General features: G+C 70.2%; 18 protein-coding genes and 4 pseudogenes. 4 read left to right on the plus strand and 18 right to left on the minus strand.

The window, feature by feature from the left end:
• Window positions 1–60 precede the first annotated feature (60 nt).
• Window positions 61–1,102 (plus strand): annotated as a pseudogene (locus tag ABD224_RS14320) (hypothetical protein).
• 127 nt (window positions 1,103–1,229) lie between these two features.
• Here ABD224_RS14320 and ABD224_RS14325 read toward each other — a convergent pair.
• From ABD224_RS14325 to ABD224_RS14370, 10 genes and pseudogenes are all read right to left on the minus strand, one after another.
• Window positions 1,230–1,472 (minus strand): annotated as a pseudogene (locus ABD224_RS14325) (HAD hydrolase family protein); the annotation flags it as partial.
• Between the two features lie 39 nt (window positions 1,473–1,511).
• A pseudogene (locus tag ABD224_RS14330) lies at window positions 1,512–2,529 on the minus strand (RNA-guided endonuclease InsQ/TnpB family protein); the annotation flags it as partial.
• Between the two features lie 276 nt (window positions 2,530–2,805).
• Complete coding sequence (locus ABD224_RS14335) at window positions 2,806–3,573, minus strand: phosphotransferase family protein (RefSeq protein WP_344049925.1); 768 nt, start codon at window positions 3,571–3,573, stop codon at window positions 2,806–2,808.
• A 3-nt stretch (window positions 3,574–3,576) separates the two neighbouring features.
• Entirely contained in the window at window positions 3,577–4,056 is a 480-nt protein-coding gene (locus ABD224_RS14340) for an NUDIX domain-containing protein (protein WP_158100437.1), read from the minus strand.
• A 40-nt stretch (window positions 4,057–4,096) separates the two neighbouring features.
• Window positions 4,097–5,686 carry a hypothetical protein gene (locus tag ABD224_RS14345; RefSeq protein ID WP_344049926.1) on the minus strand — a complete coding sequence of 530 codons (1,590 nt, stop codon included), beginning with the start codon at window positions 5,684–5,686 and terminating at the stop codon, window positions 4,097–4,099.
• The gene (locus tag ABD224_RS14350; protein ID WP_067399951.1) at window positions 5,683–6,702 is read right to left on the minus strand and encodes a glycosyltransferase family 4 protein; all 1,020 of its coding nucleotides are present in this window, start codon (window positions 6,700–6,702) and stop codon (window positions 5,683–5,685) included. The genes ABD224_RS14345 and ABD224_RS14350 overlap by 4 nt, the downstream gene beginning before the upstream one ends.
• A gap of 6 nt (window positions 6,703–6,708) precedes the next feature.
• Entirely contained in the window at window positions 6,709–7,260 is a 552-nt protein-coding gene (locus ABD224_RS14355; RefSeq protein WP_236561295.1) for a P-loop NTPase family protein, read from the minus strand.
• Window positions 7,257–8,345, minus strand: a complete 1,089-nt coding sequence (locus ABD224_RS14360; protein ID WP_344049928.1) for a phosphoenolpyruvate carboxykinase (ATP) — start codon at window positions 8,343–8,345, stop codon at window positions 7,257–7,259. Before ABD224_RS14360 ends, ABD224_RS14355 begins: the two co-directional genes overlap by 4 nt.
• Window positions 8,342–9,766, minus strand: a complete 1,425-nt coding sequence (locus ABD224_RS14365; protein ID WP_344049929.1) for a protoporphyrinogen/coproporphyrinogen oxidase — start codon at window positions 9,764–9,766, stop codon at window positions 8,342–8,344. The genes ABD224_RS14360 and ABD224_RS14365 overlap by 4 nt, the downstream gene beginning before the upstream one ends.
• Window positions 9,767–10,004: 238 nt before the next feature.
• Window positions 10,005–10,475 (minus strand): ATP-binding protein, encoded by a 471-nt coding sequence (locus ABD224_RS14370; protein WP_245863454.1) that lies wholly within the window; start codon window positions 10,473–10,475, stop codon window positions 10,005–10,007.
• Window positions 10,476–10,673: 198 nt separating this feature from the next.
• Between ABD224_RS14370 and ABD224_RS14375 the strand changes: the two genes are divergently transcribed.
• Both ABD224_RS14375 and ABD224_RS14380 read left to right on the plus strand, forming a co-directional pair.
• Window positions 10,674–11,540 carry a helix-turn-helix domain-containing protein gene (locus ABD224_RS14375; protein WP_086794452.1) on the plus strand — a complete coding sequence of 289 codons (867 nt, stop codon included), beginning with the start codon at window positions 10,674–10,676 and terminating at the stop codon, window positions 11,538–11,540.
• Window positions 11,537–11,758, plus strand: a complete 222-nt coding sequence (locus ABD224_RS14380) for a DUF397 domain-containing protein (protein WP_086794454.1) — start codon at window positions 11,537–11,539, stop codon at window positions 11,756–11,758. Before ABD224_RS14375 ends, ABD224_RS14380 begins: the two co-directional genes overlap by 4 nt.
• Before the next feature lie 444 nt (window positions 11,759–12,202).
• Here the strand turns inward: ABD224_RS14380 and ABD224_RS14385 are convergent.
• The 7 genes and pseudogenes from ABD224_RS14385 to ABD224_RS14415 all read right to left on the minus strand — a co-directional run.
• Window positions 12,203–12,543: pseudogene (locus ABD224_RS14385) on the minus strand (HAD family hydrolase); the annotation flags it as partial.
• Between the two features lie 187 nt (window positions 12,544–12,730).
• Window positions 12,731–13,510, minus strand: coding sequence for a calcium-binding protein (locus ABD224_RS14390; protein WP_344049931.1), 780 nt, complete (start codon window positions 13,508–13,510; stop codon window positions 12,731–12,733).
• Between the two features lie 160 nt (window positions 13,511–13,670).
• Complete coding sequence (locus ABD224_RS14395) at window positions 13,671–16,823, minus strand: sacsin N-terminal ATP-binding-like domain-containing protein (RefSeq protein WP_344049948.1); 3,153 nt, start codon at window positions 16,821–16,823, stop codon at window positions 13,671–13,673.
• Between the two features lie 145 nt (window positions 16,824–16,968).
• Window positions 16,969–18,024, minus strand: coding sequence for a glycoside hydrolase family 5 protein (locus ABD224_RS14400; protein ID WP_344049932.1), 1,056 nt, complete (start codon window positions 18,022–18,024; stop codon window positions 16,969–16,971).
• A 271-nt stretch (window positions 18,025–18,295) separates the two neighbouring features.
• Window positions 18,296–18,505 (minus strand): DUF397 domain-containing protein, encoded by a 210-nt coding sequence (locus ABD224_RS14405; RefSeq protein ID WP_344049934.1) that lies wholly within the window; start codon window positions 18,503–18,505, stop codon window positions 18,296–18,298.
• Window positions 18,506–18,543: 38 nt separating this feature from the next.
• Window positions 18,544–18,753, minus strand: a complete 210-nt coding sequence (locus tag ABD224_RS14410; RefSeq protein ID WP_344049935.1) for a DUF397 domain-containing protein — start codon at window positions 18,751–18,753, stop codon at window positions 18,544–18,546.
• Window positions 18,750–19,625, minus strand: a complete 876-nt coding sequence (locus tag ABD224_RS14415) for a helix-turn-helix domain-containing protein (protein ID WP_344049936.1) — start codon at window positions 19,623–19,625, stop codon at window positions 18,750–18,752. The genes ABD224_RS14410 and ABD224_RS14415 overlap by 4 nt, the downstream gene beginning before the upstream one ends.
• Window positions 19,626–20,064: 439 nt before the next feature.
• On the opposite strand from ABD224_RS14415, the gene ABD224_RS14420 reads away from it, so the two are divergent.
• On the plus strand, window positions 20,065–21,033 hold the full coding sequence (locus ABD224_RS14420; RefSeq protein WP_344049937.1) for a helix-turn-helix domain-containing protein: 969 nt from the start codon (window positions 20,065–20,067) through the stop codon (window positions 21,031–21,033).
• A gap of 77 nt (window positions 21,034–21,110) precedes the next feature.
• Here the strand turns inward: ABD224_RS14420 and ABD224_RS14425 are convergent, their stop codons facing one another.
• Window positions 21,111–21,527: a hypothetical protein gene (locus ABD224_RS14425; RefSeq protein ID WP_344049938.1), complete on the minus strand. Its 417-nt coding sequence runs from the start codon at window positions 21,525–21,527 to the stop codon at window positions 21,111–21,113.
• Between the last annotated feature and the right edge of the window lie 80 nt (window positions 21,528–21,607).

A 21,607-nucleotide genomic window follows, 5' to 3' on the forward strand; every position in this document is an offset into this window, starting at 1 on the left:
ACACCGGGCCGTTCGATCCCGGCAACCGATCCCGCTCTGTTCGTGCCGTCAGGAGCCTGAATGAGTTTCACCACCCCACCGCGGCCGTTGGACGTCACCGCGGTCTTCCCTCGGCTGACTCCGCTGGCACGCACGGCGACCCGGCTGCACCCCCGCCCCGGGTCTCCGTCGCGGCAGGACAGCTCCGTCGGCGGACCGCTGCTGTGGCCCGCCGACCAGCCGTGGCCGTACTGCGAAGGGCCGCACGTGAGACCCGCGGGAGCGGCCCTCTCGCCGGACGACGTCCGGCTGCTGCGCCGCAACCAGGCGGCAGCGGCCGACCGGGAGCGCCGCGACCCCCGGCACCCGCCGCCACGCCCGAGGAACTGGCGGCCGAAAGACGGATCATGGCCGGCCGGCCGTGGCCCGAGGGTCCGATCGCCATGCTTCCCGTGGCCCAGCTGTACGTCCGTGACATCCCCCTGCTGCGCCCGCCCGGGCAGTCCGAGGCCGATCTGCTCCAGGTCCTCTGGTGTCCCTTCGACCACCCGGCACACCCCAGAACCGCGCTGTTCTGGCGGTCCGCCGCCGATGTCACCGACGTGCTCGACGCACCGCCCGAGCCCCCGTGGTCCAGTACTCCGGCTATCTGCCGGAGCCGTGCCTGCTCGCGCCGGAGCAGGTCACCGAGTTCCCGCACTTCATGGAGTTGAGCAAGGAGCTGCAGCAGCAGCTGAGGGACTGGAGCAGGTGGCAGGCGGCCGGACCGGCCCTGGACAGCTCCTACGAGGCCGCCCCAGAGGAGCTCTACATGGACATGTTGTCCATCTCCCCCGGCTGGAAGGTCGGCGGCTGGACCCGCTGGGGCCTCACCGACCCCGTCCCCCGGCTCTGCCCCGAATGCGGCACCGAGGCGGACCCGCTGCTGACCATCGCCACCACCGAGTGGGACCACAGCAGCGAGAGCTGGGCGCCGGAAGAGGAGCAGGCCAACCCCACGCCGCTCCTTCCCGGCACCCCTCCGGCGAACTTCACCCTGCTCAATATCGCCCGGGGGTACGACCTGCAACTCCACATCTGCCCGGTGTCGCCGGACCATCCGCACATCGAGCTGATCCAGTGAACGATTCCGGCACACGGCCGGCCACAGGCGAAGCACGCCGGACCGACGCCGGGCTGCGGCCGCCGGGTACGGCACAAATGGGGCAAGCGCGCGGTGCCTGATGCGGCGACCGTGCCGGTCGCGGCCCTCAGCGGGTGGCCGGGAGCAGGCGGCTCAGGGCGGGAAGCACGCTTCGCAGGTCGTCGCCGTCCACCGCGGCGGTCGCCGCCTCGCGTGCCCCGGCCGAGGCGTTGAACGCCACGCTCACCCCGACGGAGGCGAACAGGGGCAGGTCGGAGCGGCTGTCCCCGACGGCCCCGCACGAGCGGGGATCCAGCCCCAGCTCTCGCGCCTGAGCGAGAGCGACGTCCCGTTTGTCGTACTCGTTGAATTGACCTCCTTTCCTGCCCGGGGGCGGGGGATTCCTGGCTCAGGCTGCCTGCGGGAGCAGCGCTCCCGCAGGTCTTACGCCCTCAGCACCAGCCGGGATGAGACCAGCCCGGACCAGCATCACGCGCGCGGAGTTCTTGTCCCTGGAAGACACAAGGCCGCACGCGGTGCAGGTGTAGGTACGTTCCGCTAGAGGAAGTGCGTGCTTGGTTCTCGCTCCGCACGATGCGCAGTCCATGGTGGTGTGCGCGGGGTGCACGAGACGGATGTCCCGCCCGTGCTTGCGGCTCATCTCGATCACGGCCCTCTTGGTGGCAGCGATCGCGGCGCCGGCCGCCTTGCGCCATGGTGGTCCTCGCGAGAAACGTCGGCCGGAAGTCCTCGACGGCGACTGCGTCATGGTCGCGGACCACCTTCTTCGCCCACTTGCGGGCGGTGTCCTGCCGCTGCCGCGCCACCTTCTTGTGCAGCTTCGCCGCCTGCCGTCCGGCGTGCTGGTATCCCCTGCTTTCGGGCTTGCCCTCCGGTGGCTTGCGGCGGGCCGGCTTCCGCGCCGCAGTCCTCCCGTGCTGCGGGTGGGGCAGATCGTGCGCGGCGGATGTGGTGGTGGCAGTCTCACAAACGCCCCAGTCCACGCCGATCACCGCGCTGGCGGCGGGCAGCGGCTGGACCTCGGCGGCGGCGACGAAGGAGGTGTACCAGTGGCCGAGGCTGTCGCGGTACACGCGCACCGACGACGGCGCAGACGGCAGGTTCCGCGACCACACCACCGTCAGGACGATCCCGCCCGCCAGGTGCAGGCGGCCGTCCTTGAGCCGGAAGCCCCGCCGGGTGTAGTTCAGCGTCGGCAGCGCTTTTCGCTTCTTCCTGCAGCGGGGCATGCCGGCGCGCTGATGCACCGGAAGCCGGTTGGCGATGTCCTTGAGCGCCTTGGTGCGGGCCCTGGCGAAGTCGCGGATGGTCTGCTGCTGCGGCACCGACGCCCCTTCACGCAGCCACGGCGTGCGGGCGCGGGCTTCGGTCAGCATCTTGTCGAGCTGCGCCGGGCCGCACGTCAGCTTGTTCCTGATCGCCAGCCGGTTCTCCCAGCCGTCGTCCATCAGCCTGCGCACCTCGCGCACGTTCTGCTCTGTGTAGCTCATCCGGATTCCTCATTGAAGCGACAAGACGAGCGCACAGAGCAATGCTGTGACTGCATGACATTTCTCTCTCAAAGCGCCGCTGAATAGCCGCAGTTGACTGCTGCATATCAGTGATCACCACGGTGTTCCGTCAAGCTGGGGCCGTGTGGCTTCACGCCTATTCGTGACGTGAGAGCGCATGGGGACTTGCTGTTACGAGAGCTGGGTTCGTCCGCGATGCCGAACAACGGGGTCGGTGCTGAGAGCCGCGTCGGCGAGCAGGTGGATGCGCCAGTACAGATGGACGCGGCGGTTGGCTGCCGGACCGGGTTGGTGGGCGAGGTGGAGTGTGTCCGCGGGGTCGGGAAGGCCGAGGCGGACGGCTAGGCGGGCGAGGTCAGACAACGGGTCGCCGAAGGCGGCGAGTTCCCAGTCCAGCAGCAGTGGTTTGCCGGTGTGGGAGCGGACGAGGTGGCCCGGCTGCAGGTCGTGGTGGAGCAGTCTCGGCTGGATGTTGTCGTCCAAAGTGTCGAGTTCATGATGGAGCGCTGCTGCTGTGCGGACGAGGTCGGGGGCCGCTGCGGCGTAGGTGTCGAGACGGTCGTGGAGGTAGTCGCGCCACCTGTGGTGGTGGCGGGCGCCGGCGAGGCGCCCGACGTGGGGGCCCGGAATGCGATGGATCGTCGTCAGGGGTTCGGCCAGTGCCTTCAAGAGCTGGGATGCGGGGACGGGTTCGGCGTGGACCGCGGTTTGCGCAGTCCACGCCGGCCGTGCTTCGGGGGCGGCGCCCAGGAGCCTGGGGGCTGGGGTCTGGTACCGGTTGAGGAGAGTGAGGGCCTCGGCCTCGTTGGCGGCGCGGGCGGGGTCGCTGTAGTGCTTGAGCACATACGGCTCGGGCCCGTCGATGTACCAGACACGGTTGGCCTGTCCGGTGGTGATCTCCCTGGCTCCGTGGGGGATCCGTCCGTCCGGCATGGTCATGGTTCAGGCGACGTCGCCGAGGTAGCTGGGTGCGGGGCGGGTGGTGGCGAGGTCGGCGATCGGCTGGCGCAGGGCGTGGGGGAGCAGGTTCAGGCCGGGCACCTTTTCCAGTTCGGCCCATTCCAGGCCGGTCTGCAGGTGGTCTTCGGCGTGGCCGCCGAGGCAGTCGGGGTCGCCTTCGGGAGTGCAGAGGAAGATCGCTTCGATGCGGTGGGTGCCGGCCTCGGTGTCGGCGTGGTCGTGGTTGGCGCCGATGTACTCGCGCAGCCACAGCAGTTGCTCGACGGTGACGGTCAGGCCGGTTTCTTCGTGGACTTCGCGGCGTACGGCGGCGTCGAGGGGTTCGCCGGGGTGCTGGCCGCCGCCGGGCAGGAAGTAGCAGTCCTGGCCCTCCCAGGTGGCGTGCTGGAGAAGGACGTGGCCGTCGTGGACGACGACGGCCTTGGCGGAGGTGCGGATGATCGGAGTGACGGGGTCGGCCACGGTGGACTCCACTCTCGCTGGCGGGTGGTTGGAAGAGAGGTCAGCGTTCAGTCTTGCCGAAACCGCGGTGGTGTCCGGTGCTCTTCTGCCAGATCCAGCGCCAGGGCCCAGCAAGTCGTACGAACGGTTGGAGTGGGCTGGCGGCGATGAGAGCGCGGGGATGTGCGGGGGCGGGCCTGGGCAGTTGCCGGCGCAGTGGCGGGTGGACGGTTGCGTGCAGGCGGGGTGCCCATGCCAGCAGCCGGGCGGTGGTGACGGGCCCGTGCAGCAGCAGTCCGGCCGCTGCGACGGCGACCCATGCGGGCCCGGCCCACCAGGCGGAGACCACGGCAGCAGTGATCAGGGGGGCGCCGATGAGCCAGGCGGCCTCGTCGGCCCATTCCCTGGCCAGCAGGACGGCTCGGGCGGGGCGGGAGAGGGTGGTGGGCAGGTGGGCCACGGCAGCCGCGTGCCGGTCGGGGCGGGCGGAGGAGGTGAAGGCCATGGCGTGCAGATTGGCCAGTCCTGATGGCTCGGTGTAGGGCTCGTCCAGGACGGCGACGGGTGCGGTGGTGAGGTCGGCGCCGAGCAGGGACAGCCGGTGTCCGGTGCCGAGGTCTTCCATCGGTTCGGGGAATCCGCCGATGGCTCGGACGGCCGGGAGGTGGACGGCCATGCCGCAGCCCACTGCGTACACCATCGGCCGCAGCCACATCCGTGCCGCCTCGGGCAGCCGGGAGGCGGTCAGGCAGCGGTGCAGGCGGATGCGGGCGAGTTCGATGCCGAGCGAGCGCCGCAATTGGTAGACCCATTCCCCGGCCAGCAGCAGCCCGGTGGGTCCGGCGGGGAAGGGACGACGGGCCAGCAGCGGGAGCCGCTGCTGCTGGATGAGTGCGGGAGCCCGGCCGGTACGGGCCCGGTGGGCGGCTGCGGTGGCGGCGAAAGCCTGCAGGGTACGGCTGTCCGGTACGGCGTCGGCGTCGTAGACCACGGTGTAGGTGTTGTCGGCGTGGTCGTGCTCGTTCCAGCCGAGCGGGCCGAGGATCTCGGAAAGCCGGTCGAGAGCGAAGTTGAGCTGTCCGGCCTTGCGTCCGCCCAGATCGGGCTGGTGGAGATGGACCAGCGGCAGGCGGGCACCTGCCGGGCCGGCGGTGAGAGTCGCCACGATCTCAGCGGTGGTCGGCTCAGCGTCGAACAGCTCGGTCAGCACGCGCAGCCGGACGGACGGATCGGCAGCGTTGACCGTTTCGGCGACCTCGCGGCAGCGGGCGGCCGGGAACAGGCCCCGCAGCCGCTCGGCTGTGAGCGGGGCACAGGCAGCCAGAGCCGCCAGCCGACGGCGCTGTTCGGCGCGGGCGGAGGTCTCGCGTTCGGTGGTGACGACCACGATGGCGGCCCGGTCACGCGGATAGTCGAGGGCGGTGAAGGCCGCCACCGCCTGCGCGGCGATCGACTGCTCGCGCAGCATCGGCAGCAGCACCACCAGCCACGGCACCGCCTCCTGCGTCGGCGGGACAGGGGTGCGGCGGGCGGAGGTGACCAGCCAGCGGGCGCAGATCTCCACTGCGGTGAATGCCCAGATTGCGCGAGCCAGCAGCAGCATCAGCAGCACGGGAACGGCGAGGGACAGCCACGTTCCGGTCCCGGTCATCGTCCCTCCTGCAGCAGCCGGTAGACACCGCGCATCTGGCCGGCGACCACGGGCCAGGCGAACAGTTCCGCGCGTTCACGTGCGGCGGCCCTCCGCACGGTGTGCGCTGCGGTGCCGGTCTCGGTGAGGATCGTCTCGACCGCTTCTGCCGCGGCAGCGGCGTCGCCGGGCGGGGTGAGCCAGGCGGCCCGGCTCTGTCCCGCGTAGTGCGGGATGCCGCCGACGTCGGTGGCGACGACCGGGGTGCCGCAGGCCATCGCCTCCAGTAGCGCGTTGTTGGCGGTCGCATCGAGCAGCGGCAGCAGCAGCACGGCGGCCCGCCGGTACAGAGCAGTGAGGGTCTGCTCGGTGATGCCTTCCAGCACGTGGGCGGCCGGGTGCCAGGGTCGGGTGTGGGCCTGGCGGGTGACGACGATCAGCTCGATGCTGTCGCGGTGGCGGCGGTGCAGCCGCTCGTGCACGGCGTCCAGCACTTCCCAGTCCCGCAGCCACCAGCCGACGGTCAGCACCAGCGGCCGGCTGGTGGCGGGCTCGCCCGCGGGACGGAATGCGGTGGTGTCGATGCCGTGCGGCACCAGGTGCACGCGGTCGGCGGGCATCAGGTCGGTGAAGAACGCCTGCTGGTGGGGGTCGAGGACGACGATGTGGTCGGCCGACTGTGCCAGTTTCCGCCATCCCGTCGGTGGCAGGCGGTGTCGCAGGCGGGCGGGCGGCTGGTGGTAGGTCACGACGGTGGGGCCGAGGCGGCGGCGGGAGAACCAATACTGCTCGTCGCCGTAGAGCACGTGGGCGGGTTGGCGAGAGGCCAGCAGACGCACATCGGTGGCGAAGTGCTCGGCCGGGTAGAAGGGCAGCGGGCAGTGACGGGCGAGCAGGCGGCGGGCCCGGCGGGCGGCCTTGGCTGTGAGTGCCCCGGTGGGCGGGGTGATCCGCCGGACTTCGGGCAGGTGGTCCAGGAGGCGGTCGTAACCGCTGTGGGCAGTGTGCCAGGGGACGCGGACGACTGAGGCGATCACAGCAGGTCATGCCTCCTTCAGGGCGATCAGTCCGAGGGATCGCAGCCGGGCGGTGACGGCGGCGGGGTGATCGAGGCGGACAATGGGCAGGCCACAGGCCCGGTCCGGGGCCAGACGCGATTCCCAGCGGCGTCGGTGCCGGTGGTGATGGGCGGGGCCCCAGCGCAGGATCGAGTCGGGGGAGAGCAAGTGGCGGAAGCTCTCCCGGTTCCCGGCGAACAGCTCCTGCCGCGTGGCGGCCCGCACGAGTGAGCGCCAAACCAGCCGGGGCAAGCAGATCCGCAGGGGCAGATCGAGCCATATCACCAGCTCGGCGCGGGACAGCAGGATCTCGGCGGCCTCGCCTCCGTAGTTGCCATCGGCGATCCAGGTGTCCGCGGCCAGGGCGTCGGCGAGGCGGGTGTGGAAGACGTGTGATGCGACCGGGGTCCAGTCCGGGCCCCAGAACAGGTTGTCCAGGTCGATGTGGGGCAGGTTCGTGTGGGCGGCGATAGCGGCGGCGAGGGTGGACTTGCCGGAGGCCACCGGGCCGACCAGTGCGATGCGCTTGGGTATCACGCAAGCCTCCGGGTGACCACGTCGGCGATCCGCTCCAGCAGATGCGAAGAATGCACCCCGGCCGTCAACGCCATCACCGGCACGCGGGCGACCAGTAAGTCCATGAGGCCGTCCGCCCCGCGGGCCAGTTCACCCGCAGGGCGGACGCGGTCGGCGAACCAGGGACGCAGCCAGTCCTCATCATGCGGGGTACAGCACACACCGGCGAGTGCGGAGCGGGCGGTGTGAGGGCAGAGGAGCGTGCCGCTCACCTGCTGGTCGTCGTCGCTGAGGCGGGGTAGGATGACAAGCCGTAGCGGGGCGCTCTCCCGTACGCGGGCACCGAACGCGCGGGAGAAGTCCTGCGGGGTGCAGGACGCCTTGCGCACGGCACCGAAGTCTGTCGGCAGCAGACGTCCGGATGGCAGGCCTTGGACCGGGCCGAGCGTGGACAGAGTGCCGCCGGCGATTCTCACCGACAGCGGCACCCCGACCACGCTGGTCGCCCCCTCGGTGACCAGCACACGGTCTGAGCCGATCAGATCGGCGCCGTGGTGTGCGGCCAGAGCGGTCAGCACCGTGGTCTTGCCCGCCCCGGACGGCCCGGCGATCAGCACCCCGTGCCCGGCGACCGCACCGGCTGCGGCGTGGAACGCGGCCCAGCCTCGGTGCTCGGCACAGCGCAGAACGACCTCGCGGATCACCCGCAGGACATATCGCTCACCGCGGTCGGTGCCCGGATGCAGCACGATGTGCAGCTGCCCGCGTGGGTCTTTGGCGTACAGATGGTCAGCAGGCAGGTGCGAGACGGGGTCAGGCCGCCACCAGCAGACTGCCCCGACCCGGGACAACAGGTAGGGCTCGCCGCGGAACGGCACCACCTTGGTCCAAGGCGCATCGGCGAGGCGGTCCATGCGGTCACGGAACAGATCCGTGTTGTGGTGCACCCGGATCGTCGTGTGCTGCCCACACCGCCGGGCGGGGGCCATTTCCGGGAGAAAACGCTGCAGGTGGAGGTCCTGGGCGACGCGGAAGGCGGCGTCGGTGCCGATGTGGAAGCGGTGTCCTGCGAAGACCCTTGTCGTGGTGCTGCGGCGGCCGTTCATGCCCGTCCTCCGGTCGCTGCCATGGCCGCGGAGGCCGGGATGAGCAGTTCTTCCGTGGTGCCGTTCACCAGGCGGCGGGCGATGTCGATGCCCATCTTCACGGCGTGGTCCATGTTGCCGATCTCGTACCGCCAGGTACCGAACCGGCCCCGCGGATAGATTCCGCGGGCCTCCAGCCACGGCACGATCGCGGCCAGGGCCGTGTCCCGGTCCAGCGTGGGCACCGGGTAGGCGTACTCGATCAGCTCCAGGTGGGCACTGGCCAGCGGCGCATGCTCCGGCACCAGGCCATGACGGCGCACAGCCTGGTCGCAGTCACCGATCAGGCGGCGGACGTCCAGCCGAGTGCCGGGCAGCACGGAGGTCTCGGTCATCCACGCGCTGAACGCGCTGGTGTCGGCACCGGGCACGTTGGCGGGCGCGTACTTGCTGAAGTTCGTCGCCCGGTAGAACGGCACATCCCGCTGCGGGAAGTACAGCCACGACCGCTCGTCCGTGGTCGGAGCACGGTAGCCGAGTCCGACCATGGCAACTGTGGTGTGCCGCAACTGCTTCGCCGCGTCCCGCACAGCATCCGGGGCGCCGACGGTCATGGCAACGAGCCGGTCGAGCGGTCCCGTGGCCACCAAGCGGTCGAAGCCGACGAGATCACCGTCCTCGAGCGTGACCGTACGGACCGCCGGATCGACGGCGACCACGCGAGAGCCGGACCGCAGCCGGGAACCGAGACGAGCGGCCAGCCTGCGCCAGATCTCACCGGTGCCCCCACGGGCGGGAAAGACGAAGGCCGCATTCGGTCCCCACCGCCTGCCGGGCCGGGCGGTTCCGGAGAAAGCAGCCAGGACCTCATCGGCGTCCACCGGCGCGACGCGCTCTGCGACCCAAGACGAGGCCATCCGCTCGGGCGTCGTCGCCCACACCTTGCAGTTGTACGGTTCGAAGAACCGCTCCACCAGGCCGGACCCGTACATTCCCTGCAGCCACGTGGCGAAGTCCGTATCGGCAGGCAGATCCTGCCCGCGCTGTCGGCAGGCGACCAGAAGGTCACGCACACACGCCTCGGCATCCTCGGCCGGTAGGTGATGAAGGTGCTGCTGGAAGGGGTACGGCACCCACCTGTCGCGGAAGCGGATGTAGGAGGACCGGTCGTGGTGCAGCAGCTCTCCGCTGCCGAACAGCTCGCCCATCAGCCGGTCGAACTCGCCGAAGTGGGAGAACACCACGTGCCCGCCCAGGTCCCAGGTGAAGCCGGCCGGATCGACCACGGACGAGGCAAGACCGCCGGGGGCAGGGGCAGCCTCCAGCAGCGTCCACGAATGGTGTCCCATCCGCCTCAGTTCGTCGGCGCAGGCCAGGCCACACGGGCCGGCGCCGAGGATGACGATCCTCTCGGAGGGTAACGAGTGCTCGGAACGGGGCATGAAGCCCTCCTTCAGTCAGAAAACGGTCAGGCCTGCGCAGCAGCAGACTTGGAGTGCGGGCGCGGGAACAGAGGCCCGCTGCCCAGGTAATGGGGGAAGCGGCAGTCCTCCAACTGGTGAGAGTTGAAGCAAGCACGTGCTGAGCGGCAGCAGGCGGAGTACAGGCCATCTGATATCCCCGGTCGGGAAAACGTCCTGCCGACACAAGGAGTGAGAGGGGAGGTCCCGGACAAGGACTTCAGGGATGGCCGTCGCCTTCGGCGTATGGCAAGGTGCACACGATCTGCTTGCCGACCGGCGTGCGAAGGACATGCCAGCCGGGAGCGAGAATGTCCACCAGGCCGAGCCCCCGACCGGATTCGGCCTCCTCGTCGTCGAGCGCGACCGGCCGACGGCTGGGGAGCAGCCCGGGCTCGGGGTCATGGACTTTCACCGATACCCCGTCCTCCTCGGCTTCGACCTCGACAACCAAAGGAACGTGGCGTCCGCAGGCACGTACCGAGTTACCGATCAGCTCGGAGGCGACCAATTGCACGTTCGCGGCAGTACCGGCACTCACACCAGCCCCGCACAGCGCACTCTCCGCCAACGTGCGCACCAGGCGCAGGTGCGCCGGCGAAGCACTCATATGAGCCGCAAAGCCACTCGGACTGACCCGTAAGTAGAACCCCGGCCTCGCAACAGTCTGCGCTTGCTCCAGTTCGAACACGGCAGCCTCCCACGCGCAGCCAGCAGCTGCACGGAACTGATCAAGTAGCACACAGCGACGACGAGTTGACGGAGTGTCGCGCCTTTCTTCCAAGGGTGGACTCTTTCTCGGTCAGGCCGCAACCTTTCTGCCCAATCTGGCGAAACAATGCTTGAAAGCAGGTCGTGTTGCGGCCTGGCGCAGTGTCAGACTGCGAATATGCCGCACTCACCTTTGGTGCCGACCGTCCGCCGTCGACGCCTCGGCCAGATGCTCAAGAGGCTCCGCAACGATGCGGGGATGACCCTGGAGGATGCCGCCACCGCGATGGGGTGGAAGGTTCCCAAGCTGTCGAAGATCGAGAACGCCCGGCAGCAGATTCGTCCGGCCGAGGTCACAGGTCTGCTCGACCTCTACGGGGTGGAGGACCCCGAGGTGTTCACGGCGCTGGAGAACCTGGCCAAGGATGCAGGGAAGAAGGGCTGGTGGCAGACCTACAGCGGTGTGGTATCCCCGGCGTACGCGGACTACATCTCCCTGGAGGACGACGCCGAGCGCATCTGCGAGTGGGCACCTCTCGCAATCCCCGGATTGCTTCAGACCGCCGCCTACGCGCGCGAGACGATGACCGCCACCAGCAACTCACGCACACCACAGGAGATCGCAGCGCTCGCCGAGGTCCGTCAAGCGCGCCAGGCCGTGCTGACCAGACCCGGCAATCCCCTGCAGCTGTGGGCCATCATCCACGAAGCCGCACTGCACACCCGCTTCGAGGTGAGGCCGGCCACCATGCGCGAACAACTGCGCAAACTGTTGGACATCGCCGAGATGCCCAACGTCACCGTGCAGATCATGCCGCTGGACTCCACCGCTCACCCCGGAATGTTCGGCGGCTTCGGTCTGGTCAGCTTCCCCGGCCCCACACCGGATGTCGTGCTGTTGGAGAACCTCACCGGAGCCACCTACGTTGAGGGCGACGGCACGCAACCCTTCACCAGTGCGGTCGAGCGCATCCGCGCCGCGGCCCTGCCGGTGGAGGACTCACTCGCACGAATCGCACAGATAGAAGAAGGGCACCGGAAGTGAATTACGCCAAGGCGGAGTTGTACGCGTACGACCTCTCCGCCGCCTGCTGGCGCAAGGCCAAGGCCAGCGGCCCGGAACACAACTGCGTCGAGATAGCCGACCTCCCCGGAGGCGGCGTCGCCGTACGGGACTCGAAGAACACCCACCTAGAGCCACTACGGTTCGACGCGACAGAGTGGTCCATGTTTCGGCAGGCATTGATCAACGGAGAGATTTGAACAGCGCGAACGGCGGTTACCCGTTTCCGGCCGGGCCAGGGGCAGGACAACCGCCGCATCACCCGCAAAGTCTCGCTGTTCGCCCGGAGGACGGGCCGAACGGCGTCCAGTGCGGAGAGAGCGCGTGCCGGACGCCGTTCAGCAGACGGGACGTTGCGGACATACCCTGTCCGCTGCCGGGCCAGTTCAGATCAGAGTGGCGGCCCCAGACACGGGAGTTGAGTCGATTGTCGGTCGAAGGCTCGGTAGCCGACACGAACGATGGCGGGACGCGTATTGGGCTCGCGAGCGATTGGCGCCGTCGGGTCTTGGCAGGTGTCATCTCCCGGTAGTGGTGACTTGCTCATGGTGATGTCGGCACTGCTGCCTTCCTTGAACAACGTCGCCTTGCGCTGGCGGCCCCTTTCACCGATGAGCGCAGACCACCGGCCGCGGAGAATGGCCGCGGTCGGTCAGGTATCTGCCCACGTGCGACCAGGCGAGCGTTGCCAGCATGGGCACTAGCCCGTTCCGTCGGCACCAGGCCACGGTCTCCGTGATGCCCGAGACCAGGGGAAGTCCGTCGAGCCAGGCGAAGACCCGATCCTCGGGAACCCCCGCCCAGCCCGCCGCGTCCAGCTCGCAGGCCTGCCGGCTGTCCAGGGCACCGGAGGCGTAGGCCGCCTCGGCCGCGGCCAGCTCGTCGCGATGACCGAGGAAGCCGGCCAGAAAGACCGATGAACTCGTACCGGGGACGTGCCGTCGACATCGAAGAACACGGCACCCACAGGATCGGATGAGAACACCGGCCAAGAATGCCACTGCCGGCGAAACACCGGGGCGGAAGCGCCCCGCCCACTTCCCTCGCACGCTCTGGACGGGGCGCCGAGCGGACCGAGTCGGCCGTCGGCCCGCTGAAGGGGGTGTCCTGCGGATCGGCACCAGTCACCGGTGCCGATCCGCTCCGGGCGACACCCCAGGGTCCGACGCCGCTTACTTCACGTCGACGAAGTCACCCGCGGCGTTGACCGCCGGGGTGGTCGAGGTGCCCGCGAAGCTGTAGCGGTAGTAGCCGTCGGCACTGGCCTTCACGGTGGCCTTGAGGTCGCCCTTGGAGTTCGTCTTGACGGTCTTCAGCGTCTTGTAGGTGCTGGTGCCCTTCTTGCGGAACTGCAGCTTCACCGACTGGCCGCTGTAGCCCGTGTACGTGCCGGTGTCCCAGTTGGCGCGGGTCAGCTTGCCGGTGACCGTGATGGTCTTTCCCTTCTTCACCGGCTCCGGCGAGGCGTTGACGGTCAGCTTGGACAGACGCTGGACCTTGAAGCTCTTGGCGTTGTCCTTCTGCACGTAGTCGCCGTCCTCGGCGGCGGCGAGGGCCCACACCTTCCAGCTGCCGGCGACCTCGTTGATGAGGTTGTACCGCTGCTTCAGGGTGAACGTGGCCTTGCAGGTCGACGTCGTGGCGTTGACCTTGGTGCACTTGGCGGTGCCGTCGCTGCTGTTGGCGATCGCCCCGGTCTCGGCCCGGTCGATGTCCGGACCGCGGTACAGGATCGGCTGCGCCCAGGCGATGCCGGAGTTGTCCGTGGCGGTGAAGGTGACGGTGACGCTCTTGGAGCCCGTCGCGGCGACCACAACCGGCTTGCCGCCGTTCACCACGACGTTGGAGATCTTGGTGTCTCCCACCAGCTCGTCGGCGTGCGCGGCCGGGGCGACGAGAGCGGAGAGGGCCAGGGCGCCGGAGACGGCGGCCACAGTGGCTCGTATGCGCATGTGCTCCCCAAGTGGAGAAGGGGCCCCGGCTCTGGCCGTCCCCCAAAGGCTTGTCGCCGGCGCGGGGCCCGAGTGGTCGTGGAGTCTGTCCGACTCACAAGATCAGATCCACGACCGGTGCACAGGGTTGTACGGGTGATGAAGTTTTTGTGAGCGTCCGTCAGTCGAACCAGCGGTCCCGTGCCAGCTCCTCCGTCCGGGACGGGTCCTCCAGCAGCGCCGCCACCTCGAAGCGGCGGGGCCACTGGCCGGCCGCCCAGGCCAGGCCGGCGGCCACGCCCTCCAGGGTCGCCGCGTGCAGGACGCCGTCGGAGGTCAGGCGCCAGTCCAGCTCGACGCCGTCGACGACGAGTTCCTCGTGCTCGACGTAGGTGGCGGGGGTGCGGGGGCCGAGCAGCACGCGCACCGACTCCGGCACGTCGTGTTCGGTGCCCTCGGAGTCGACCTCGCCGGTGACGGACTCGCTCAGCCGCCGTACCTGGAACAGCTCGGCCAGCTCGGCGGCCAGGGAGGGCCGCACGGGCAGCAGCGGGACCCCGGAGGTGAACGGCAGCAGGTCCGGGGAGTCGCACACCACGGCGTCGGCGGCGTCCACGACCTCCACCCGGCCGTCCACCACGGCCCGCAGCTCGTCCGGCAGCGTGACCTGTTCCGGGTCGAGCTCGGCCAGATGACCGTAGAGGGCGTGCAGCTGGGCGGGGGTCACCGGGCGTTTGGGGTCGGCGAGCCGGCCGAGCAGTTCGGCGGCGCCGCCCGGTTCGTCCAGCAGGGCGGCGACGCTCGTGCGCACGCCCAGCGCGCGCAGCACCTGCTCGTCGTCGAAGCCGGTGGCGTCCGCCTCGTCGTACAGGCCGCGCAGCAGCGGGTCGGAGCCGGAGGCGCGCAGCCCGGCCGGGCGGCGCCCGTCGAGCACCGGGTGGCCGCGCAGCCACCAGGCGGTGTACGGCCGGACGGTCTCGTGGCTGCCGTCGGGCAGCAGGACCCGCACCGGCTGGATGAGGGCGTCCCTGAGCGGCGGCCGGGACAGCAGGGCGAGGGCCTCGGGCCACCGGTCGTCGTCCACCAGGTCCAGGTCCCGTACCGCCACGATCTCGGTGGCGACCGGCGGCACGGGGGTGTCCGGGAACCGGTCGAGCAGGTCCTCGCACCACACGTCGACCGCGTCGAGCAGCCCGGGGTCGTCCGGCTCGGGGTAGTCGCTCTCGCGCGGCTCGAGCTCGTCCGGGTCGAGGACGACGTCCGTGGCCCGGACGAGGGCGAAGTTCACCAGCACCCCGCATGCGGCGAGCGGCTGCTCGCCCCACTTCTCGGCCAGTTCGGCGTCCACGAGCGGCAGTTCGCCCTCGCGCATGACGCGGGCGAACGGGCCGCCGGGGAAGACCAGTTCGGCGGCCGGGACGAGTTCGCCCTCCTCGTCGGGCAGGGCGAGCGCACCGAGCCAGGGCTCGTCGCCGGGCTCCAGGCCCGCGTCCCGGACGAGGGTGAGGACGGTGTCGGCGAGTTCCTCGGCGTCGAGGGCGTCCTCGTCCCACCCGCCGGTGTCCTCGTCGAGGGAGGCGGCGACGGCGGCCCGCACCTGCGGGGTGGTGAGCACCGCGCGCGGGGTGGCGGGCAGGGCGCCGAGCTTCTCCAGGACGGGGTGGGCGGCGTCCGGGTGGGCGACCTTCAGACCGAGCCGGGCCAGCACCTCCGGGTCGATGTGCGGGGTGTCCGGGCCGGGCAGCAGGACCTGCCGGGGCCCGATGGTCGTACGGCCGTCGGCGAGCGGCACGGGCAGCCCGGAGAGCCGGTCGGGGTCGACGCCCGCGAGGCTGTCGTACAGCCGCCGCCACCAGCCCGGCTCCTTCTCCAGACCGGCCAGGCGGTCGATGGCGTCGGCCAGCGGCAGCCGGGCCACGCCCAGGGTGCGCAGCTCCACCCGCCGTTCCAGTCCGGCCGGCAGCAGGGTGGGCAGCACCTCGGCGAGGACGCGCACGGTGTCGGCGCCCGCGCCCTCGACCACCTCGGCGTCGCGGGGACGGAGGGATTCGGGCAGGTGGGAGTCGTGCTCGGCGGGTGCGACGGCGGGCGGCAGGAAGGCGGTGCGCGGCAGCCGCTCGAGGATCGCCTGCCGCAGGGCGCCGTCCAGCTCGCCCTTGCCCAGCGGGCCGGGCACGAGGTCGATGACGCCCTCGCCCACCGGCCGCCACTCGGCGAGAAGCTCGGCGTAGGCGTCGGCCGCGCGCTGCACCAGGAAGTCGGTCAGCGGGCCGGGCGCGGTGTGCCGGCGGGTGCTGTCCATCGGGAACGACGCGATGAGCAGGGCCGGGATGCCGAGGGGTTCGTCGCTCGGGGTGGGCGCGTGCACCACGGGGCTGGTGCGGGGGCGCACCGGGTTGCCGTAGGCGTCGACGGGCACGGCCCAGGTGACCGACCAGTGCGGGCGCAGCCGCTCCTCGACCGGGCGGTCGGCGAGCAGATCGGGGGTGAGGGTGCCGTGGGCGGAGGAGGTGCGCCAGTGGGTGACGCGGACGGAGGGCTCGTCGTCCGCACGCTCCTGGGAGGGGGGAAGGGAGTCCTCGACGACGATGAACGCCCCGTCGGTGCGGCGGCTCAGGGTGCGCGGGCCCTCGTCACCGATCTCGACCACGACCTCCTCCAGGCCGGGCAGGGTGAGCAGCAGGGCGTCGTCGACGGCGCGCAGGAGCCGTTCGGCCAGGTCGGCGGCGGCCGCGTCGCGCAGCGGCAGGATGACGACCGTGTCGTAGGACTCGGGGGCGGTGCCCTCGGCGGCGAACGGCAGCCGCAGCAGCGGTACGTGTCCGTCGCGGCGGCGGATCTCGTCGCCGAGGCCGGGGCTGTGCCGCGCGGTCTCCTCGGCCAGGCCGCGGGCCTCGGCCAGCGACCAGCGCACCCCGCCGTGCCGGCTGATCAGCGCGGGCTCGTCGGTGACGGCGAGGACGGCGGCGAAGCCGATGCCGAAGCGGCCGACGGGGGTGGCGGCGGACTCGTCCCGCTTGGCGGAGGCGCGGAGCGTGGAGAGCGACTCGACACCGGCCGCGTCCAGGGGAGCGCCGGTGTTGGCGGCGGCGAGCACCCCGTCGCGCAGGGTGAGCCGCAGCCGCCCGGGCACGCCCGCACGGGCGGCGGCATCGGCGGCGTTCTGCGCCAGCTCGACGACGAGCCGGTCCCGGTAGCCGCCGAGGACCAGGTCCTCCTCCGCGTTGGCGTCCTCCCGGAACCGCGCCGGACTGGCCGCCCAGGCATCCAGCACACCACGCCGCAGGCGTGCGGTTCCGAACGGATCACCTTCGGCGGCCGGCTGCACGAACATGCTCACGTCCACTTCTCCCTCACAGGTCTGAGGTCGAAGGTACCGCCCCCAAGGACGTGAGCCCCCTTGTCCCCGGCGGACAAGCGCCCGCCCGCCCGGGCAGCGGTCACGAGCGGGCGGGCGGGTGACGCCGTGCGGTGCGGTGTCAGGCGGTCGGGAAGTCGTCCGGGGTCCTGAGGTGGTCGCGCACCCACACCCCGGCGGGCTTCAGGGACGAGGTGCCGGTCCAGGGACCGTTGGAACGGCATGTGCCGGTCTTGAAGACGGCGCCGCTGCGGTGGTCGTCGGAGAAGTTCCAGTTGACCCAGCTGATCTTCTCGGCGGCCATCAGATCGAGGTAGCGCTGGGACATGGCGAAGTCGTCCGCGCCCTCGCCGGCGTAGTTCTGGGTGCCGAACTCGGTGACGAACACGGGGATGCGGCGGGCGGCACGCGACAGGGTCGCCAGATACTCGTCGCGGTGCGAGTAGGCGTAGAAGTGGAACGTGTACATGATGTTGGAGGCGCGGACCGGGTCATTGACGATCTCGGACTCGTCGGCGCCCTCGGAGACGCCGAGCGAGGACCAGCCCCGGGTGCCGACGAGGATCGGCGCATCCGAGTCGATGTTCCGGATGACCGGGATGATCTGCTCCGCGTAGCTCTTGATGCGTGACCAGCTCACACCGCTGGGCTCGTTGGCGATCTCATAGAGGATGTTGTTCTTGTCCTTGTGGCGGCTCGCGATGTCGGTGAAGAACTTCCGGGCCCGGTCGAGATTGTGGTGGGGGTCGCCGGGGTCGAGCATGTGCCAGTCGACGATCACATACATGCCGCGGTCGGTGGCCTGCTGGATCAGGGAGTCGGCCAGGTCGGTGAAGTGCGCGGGGTCGGTCTCGTAGCCGCCCTCCTGCACATAGGTGGAGACGCGCAGGACGTCGGCCTTCCAGTCCTTGGCCAGGGCGTCGAGCGAGCCCGGGGTCAGGCACTGGGAGTACCACTGGGTGCCGTGGGTGCTCATGCCGCGCAGCTGGATCGGCTTGCCGTACTGGTTGCAGAGCTTGGTGCCGCAGACCTTCAGCTGTCCGTTGACGTCCACCGGGGTGCCGGGCGCCGTGGGGGCGGCGTGCGCGCCGGGCAGGGTGGTGAGGCTGAGCAGGAGTGCGCTGCCGAGGGCCGCCGCCAGGGCGGACAGGCGACGGGGGAGACGTGCCGGTTGCATGTGGGGGGACTCCGTTCACGTGTGGGGGGGCCGTTCACGGAGGAAGGTGTGGGGGCTCCGTTCACGGAGGAAGGCCGGAAAGCTTCCTGACGGAGCATCGAACAAGTTCCACAGCGGCATTGCAAGGTTCACGACAAGTTCCACCGGGCACGGAAGGCGGCGGGCACGGTGGAGATCAACGGGAACAGGGGCACAAGGGCCTCTTCCGCATGGGCCACAGGCCGGGGCCCGATCGGGGGCGGCGGGGCCATCCGCCCCTCCCGGGAGGTGGTCAGCCCTCGGACACGTACGGGACGAAGTGGGCCCACGCCTCCGGGGCGAAGGTGAGGCGGGGGCCCGTGATGTTCTTGGAGTCGCGGACGTGGACGGTGCCGGGGCTGGTGGCGATCTCGACGCAGTCGTTGCCGTCGCCGCTGCTGCTACGGCTGCTCTTGAACCACGCCGACTCGGGGACGTTTCCAGTAGCGGTCTTGCGCACCATGTCTCTCCCGGCAGTTTTCCAGCGCGTGCCGCTGAGGGTCAGCTTCCCGAGACGTACGCCACGAAGTGCGCCCAGGCGTCAGGCGCGAGGGTGAGCTGCGGGCCTTCGGTGTTCTTGGAGTCGCGGACGTGGACGGTGCCAGGAGTCAGGGCAAGCTCAACACATGACTCGCCGTCGTTGCCGCCGCTGTAGCTGCTCTTGAACCACGCCGACTCGGGGATGTCTCCGGCGGTGGTCTTGCGCATCATGTCTCTCCCAGCAGTTGCTCGATGAAGGTCAGCGAATCCCCTGGCGAAAGCGCCTGAGCCCGGATGGTGCCATACCGCAGCTCAAGGATGCGCAGATGCTTGGGGTCGGAGACCGGCCGACCGTTGAACGCACCGTCGGAGCGGCCTACAGCCGTACCGTCCGGAAACTTCAGCAGTTCGATCCGACCGTCCAGACCGGAGTGGGTGGTGCTGCGCATGGGCATCACCTGAAGCACAACGTTGTGCAACCGCCCCACCTCCAGCAGACGTTCGAGCTGCTGACGCCACGTCATTGTGCCCCCGATGGGGCGTCGCAGGACCCCCTCTTCCAGGACAAAACTAAGTGCTGGGGCAGGTGAGCGCTCGAAGACCGACTGCCGGGCCAGTCGAGCGGTCACCATGCGTTCCACGTCGTCGGGCGAGTACGGCGGCTGCGCTGCGCCGATCACGGCTCGTGCATGTTCAGGCGTCTGCAACAGCCCAGGGACGATGTGGCACTCGTACAGAGCGATCTCGACGGCCTTGGCCTCCATCTGCGCCAAGTCGCGGACTTTCTTGGGATACCGGACCTTCTTGACGTCCTCCCAGGTCGCCGAGATCAGCCCGCCCGCGCCCAGTACCTCATCGGCTCTGTCCAGGTATTCCTGCCGGGGAATCCGCTTGCCGCTCTCGACCTTGTAGACCAGGTCGTCCCCGTACCCCATCACCGCGGCGAACTCGGTGACCCGCATTCCGATCGCCTCGCGCCGCAGCTTCAACTGCCGCCCCACGGTGGCGATCACCGCGACACCCCACTCGTCGTTCGGATCCACCTCCCACCCCGGCTCGTCCGCCTCTGTCCCGAGCCGTACTGTCTCGCCGTCCACCGACATGCCGCGCCCCTCCGTAGTTCCGCGTCGTACCGCGACGCCCTACCCGTACCAACGGTGCCGACGGTCTGGACAGCGCTGGACAAGCAACCGACAGTCACCGCACACATTCGGCCGCAGCCCACCCCACCAGCCGGTTCCCGTGCAAGCGCGCAGGGGCCGAACCGTGCTGCTCAGCGCCGGAACTCGCTTCCGCAGGTTCCGGTGCGCCCAGCTCCTTTTTCCAAGGAATGTGAGGGAGAAAGAACCCCACCAAGCCCCACCCCTTCCCGCCCGTGGTTCACGCTCACTCGGGCGGGTGAACATCTCCGGCTCGGCTGGCTTTTCGGCCCCTCGCTCCCCCTACGCTCAGCGCAAACGACCGCGCATATGCATCGGCCCCCGGCCGGGAGTCGCATTCCCGAACGAGGGCCTGACCACCAAGGAAGTAGAGGGCTTCCCGATGGATGCTCAGAACCCTAACGTGCTCTCGCACGCCCAGTCAGCCGTTGCCGCGAACGACGTGCACGAGACCCGCTTTCAGGCGTATCGGCACCGCCGCTCGCACGGCTACGGCGTCATCCACGACAACACCCGCCACACCAGTCGCTTCACGGTGATCGGCAACCACCTCACCCAGCACCCGGAGCTGTCGCTCCTCGCGATCGGGCTGGCCTGCCACATCCAGTCGTTGCCCACCGGCGCGCCCGTCGACATCAAGACTCTCGCCGCCCGTTTCCCGGAGGGTCCCACCCGGATCGCCGCCGCCCTGCGCGAACTGGAAACCCACGGCTATCTGCGCCGCGAGCGCGAGCGCACCCCCAACGGCCGGCTCGTCACCCGCACCATCTCCTGCAACCAGCCCAGGGCCGCCCGCTGCCACACCTCCACGCCCCCACCTGCACCCACATGCCCACCCGCGCCACCACCCGCGCCCGCTGCCGTCCCCACCGGCGGCAAGACGGCCTCACCGGAACACACCCCGCGCAAGAAACCCCGCGAGCCCCGCAAGAGGCACCCCCTGCCTCCGGTCCCTCAGCCGGCCTCCCCCTCCCCCACTCTTCTCCGGGCCGCCGCCGACCTCCTCGCCGGGCTCCACCGCGAAGACCCCCGCCTGCTGCTCAGTGCCTGCGACACCGCCCATCTCGCTCCCGGCGTGGCGGCCTGGCTGCAACGCGATGTCACCCCCACCGCCGTACGCCACGCCCTGACCACCGACCTGCCCCCCGAGGCCCTGCGCCGCCCGGCAGCCCTCCTGGCCCACCGCCTCACCGCCCAGCTACCGCCCCCGCCCCCGTTCCGCACCCCGGCCGCCCCACCGCCGCCCGTCCGGCACCCCCTCCAGAACTGCGACGGCTGCGACCGCGCCTTCCGTGCCCCGGAACCAGGCCTCTGCGCCGACTGCCGAACAGCCGCTGCCGTGCCCTCCTGAACCCGCGAGGGGTGCCGAGGGCATCCCAGTCGTCCTGAAAGAGCAAGGGATTCGAGGGCTCAAGGGCTCGAGGTCCCCTACGACCTGGCGATCTCTTGCCGAAGCTGGTGGGTGAAGCGGCGCAGAAGGTCCAGCGTCTCCTGGAACTCGGCCCGACGGTCGTCCCTGCCCTCGGTGGGCCGGGTGCTCCAGACCCGACGGGCGAGAGCATCGGCGACAGCGACGGTGTCGCCGTCACAGAGCAGGTAGAGGGCCGAGCGTGCCTCCTGCATCCGGTTCACCAACTCGTTGACTTCGGGACCGCCGTCGCCCAGCTGTGTCCCCTTCAGGTGGTCCAGCAACTGAACCACGGCCGTGTTGAAGGCGGCCCCGGCTTTGAGCTTCTGTTCCCGGAGCCACATGCGGTCCTGGCGGCGCGCGGTGAACCACGCACCGAACACCGCCCCTATGAGACCGATGGCGGCCCCGACACCCCCGGACAGAATGTTCTCCACGGCCAACTCCCCCCGACATACGGCGTCGTCAGGCTATCGAGGCCACCAGGACACCCCACTCGACAAGCACCCTCACACCC

Source organism: Streptomyces thermoalcalitolerans, assembly GCF_039525155.1.
Lineage (GTDB): Bacteria > Actinomycetota > Actinomycetes > Streptomycetales > Streptomycetaceae > Streptomyces > Streptomyces thermovulgaris.

What these genes read in the sequence shown, in the direction of transcription:
- ABD224_RS14405 (WP_344049934.1), bottom strand. Translation starts at nt 18,505, where the DNA reads ATGGTGCGCAAGACCGCTACTGGAAACGTCCCCGAGTCGGCGTGGTTC.
- ABD224_RS14420 (WP_344049937.1), top strand. Translation starts at nt 20,065, where the DNA reads ATGGATGCTCAGAACCCTAACGTGCTCTCGCACGCCCAGTCAGCCGTT.
- ABD224_RS14410 (WP_344049935.1), bottom strand. Translation starts at nt 18,753, where the DNA reads ATGATGCGCAAGACCACCGCCGGAGACATCCCCGAGTCGGCGTGGTTC.
- ABD224_RS14390 (WP_344049931.1), bottom strand. Translation starts at nt 13,510, where the DNA reads ATGCGCATACGAGCCACTGTGGCCGCCGTCTCCGGCGCCCTGGCCCTC.
- ABD224_RS14375 (WP_086794452.1), top strand. Translation starts at nt 10,674, where the DNA reads ATGCCGCACTCACCTTTGGTGCCGACCGTCCGCCGTCGACGCCTCGGC.
- ABD224_RS14360 (WP_344049928.1), bottom strand. Translation starts at nt 8,345, where the DNA reads ATGAACGGCCGCCGCAGCACCACGACAAGGGTCTTCGCAGGACACCGC.
- ABD224_RS14335 (WP_344049925.1), bottom strand. Translation starts at nt 3,573, where the DNA reads ATGACCATGCCGGACGGACGGATCCCCCACGGAGCCAGGGAGATCACC.
- ABD224_RS14395 (WP_344049948.1), bottom strand. Translation starts at nt 16,823, where the DNA reads ATGTTCGTGCAGCCGGCCGCCGAAGGTGATCCGTTCGGAACCGCACGC.
- ABD224_RS14365 (WP_344049929.1), bottom strand. Translation starts at nt 9,766, where the DNA reads ATGCCCCGTTCCGAGCACTCGTTACCCTCCGAGAGGATCGTCATCCTC.
- ABD224_RS14345 (WP_344049926.1), bottom strand. Translation starts at nt 5,686, where the DNA reads ATGACCGGGACCGGAACGTGGCTGTCCCTCGCCGTTCCCGTGCTGCTG.
- ABD224_RS14415 (WP_344049936.1), bottom strand. Translation starts at nt 19,625, where the DNA reads ATGTCGGTGGACGGCGAGACAGTACGGCTCGGGACAGAGGCGGACGAG.
- ABD224_RS14400 (WP_344049932.1), bottom strand. Translation starts at nt 18,024, where the DNA reads ATGCAACCGGCACGTCTCCCCCGTCGCCTGTCCGCCCTGGCGGCGGCC.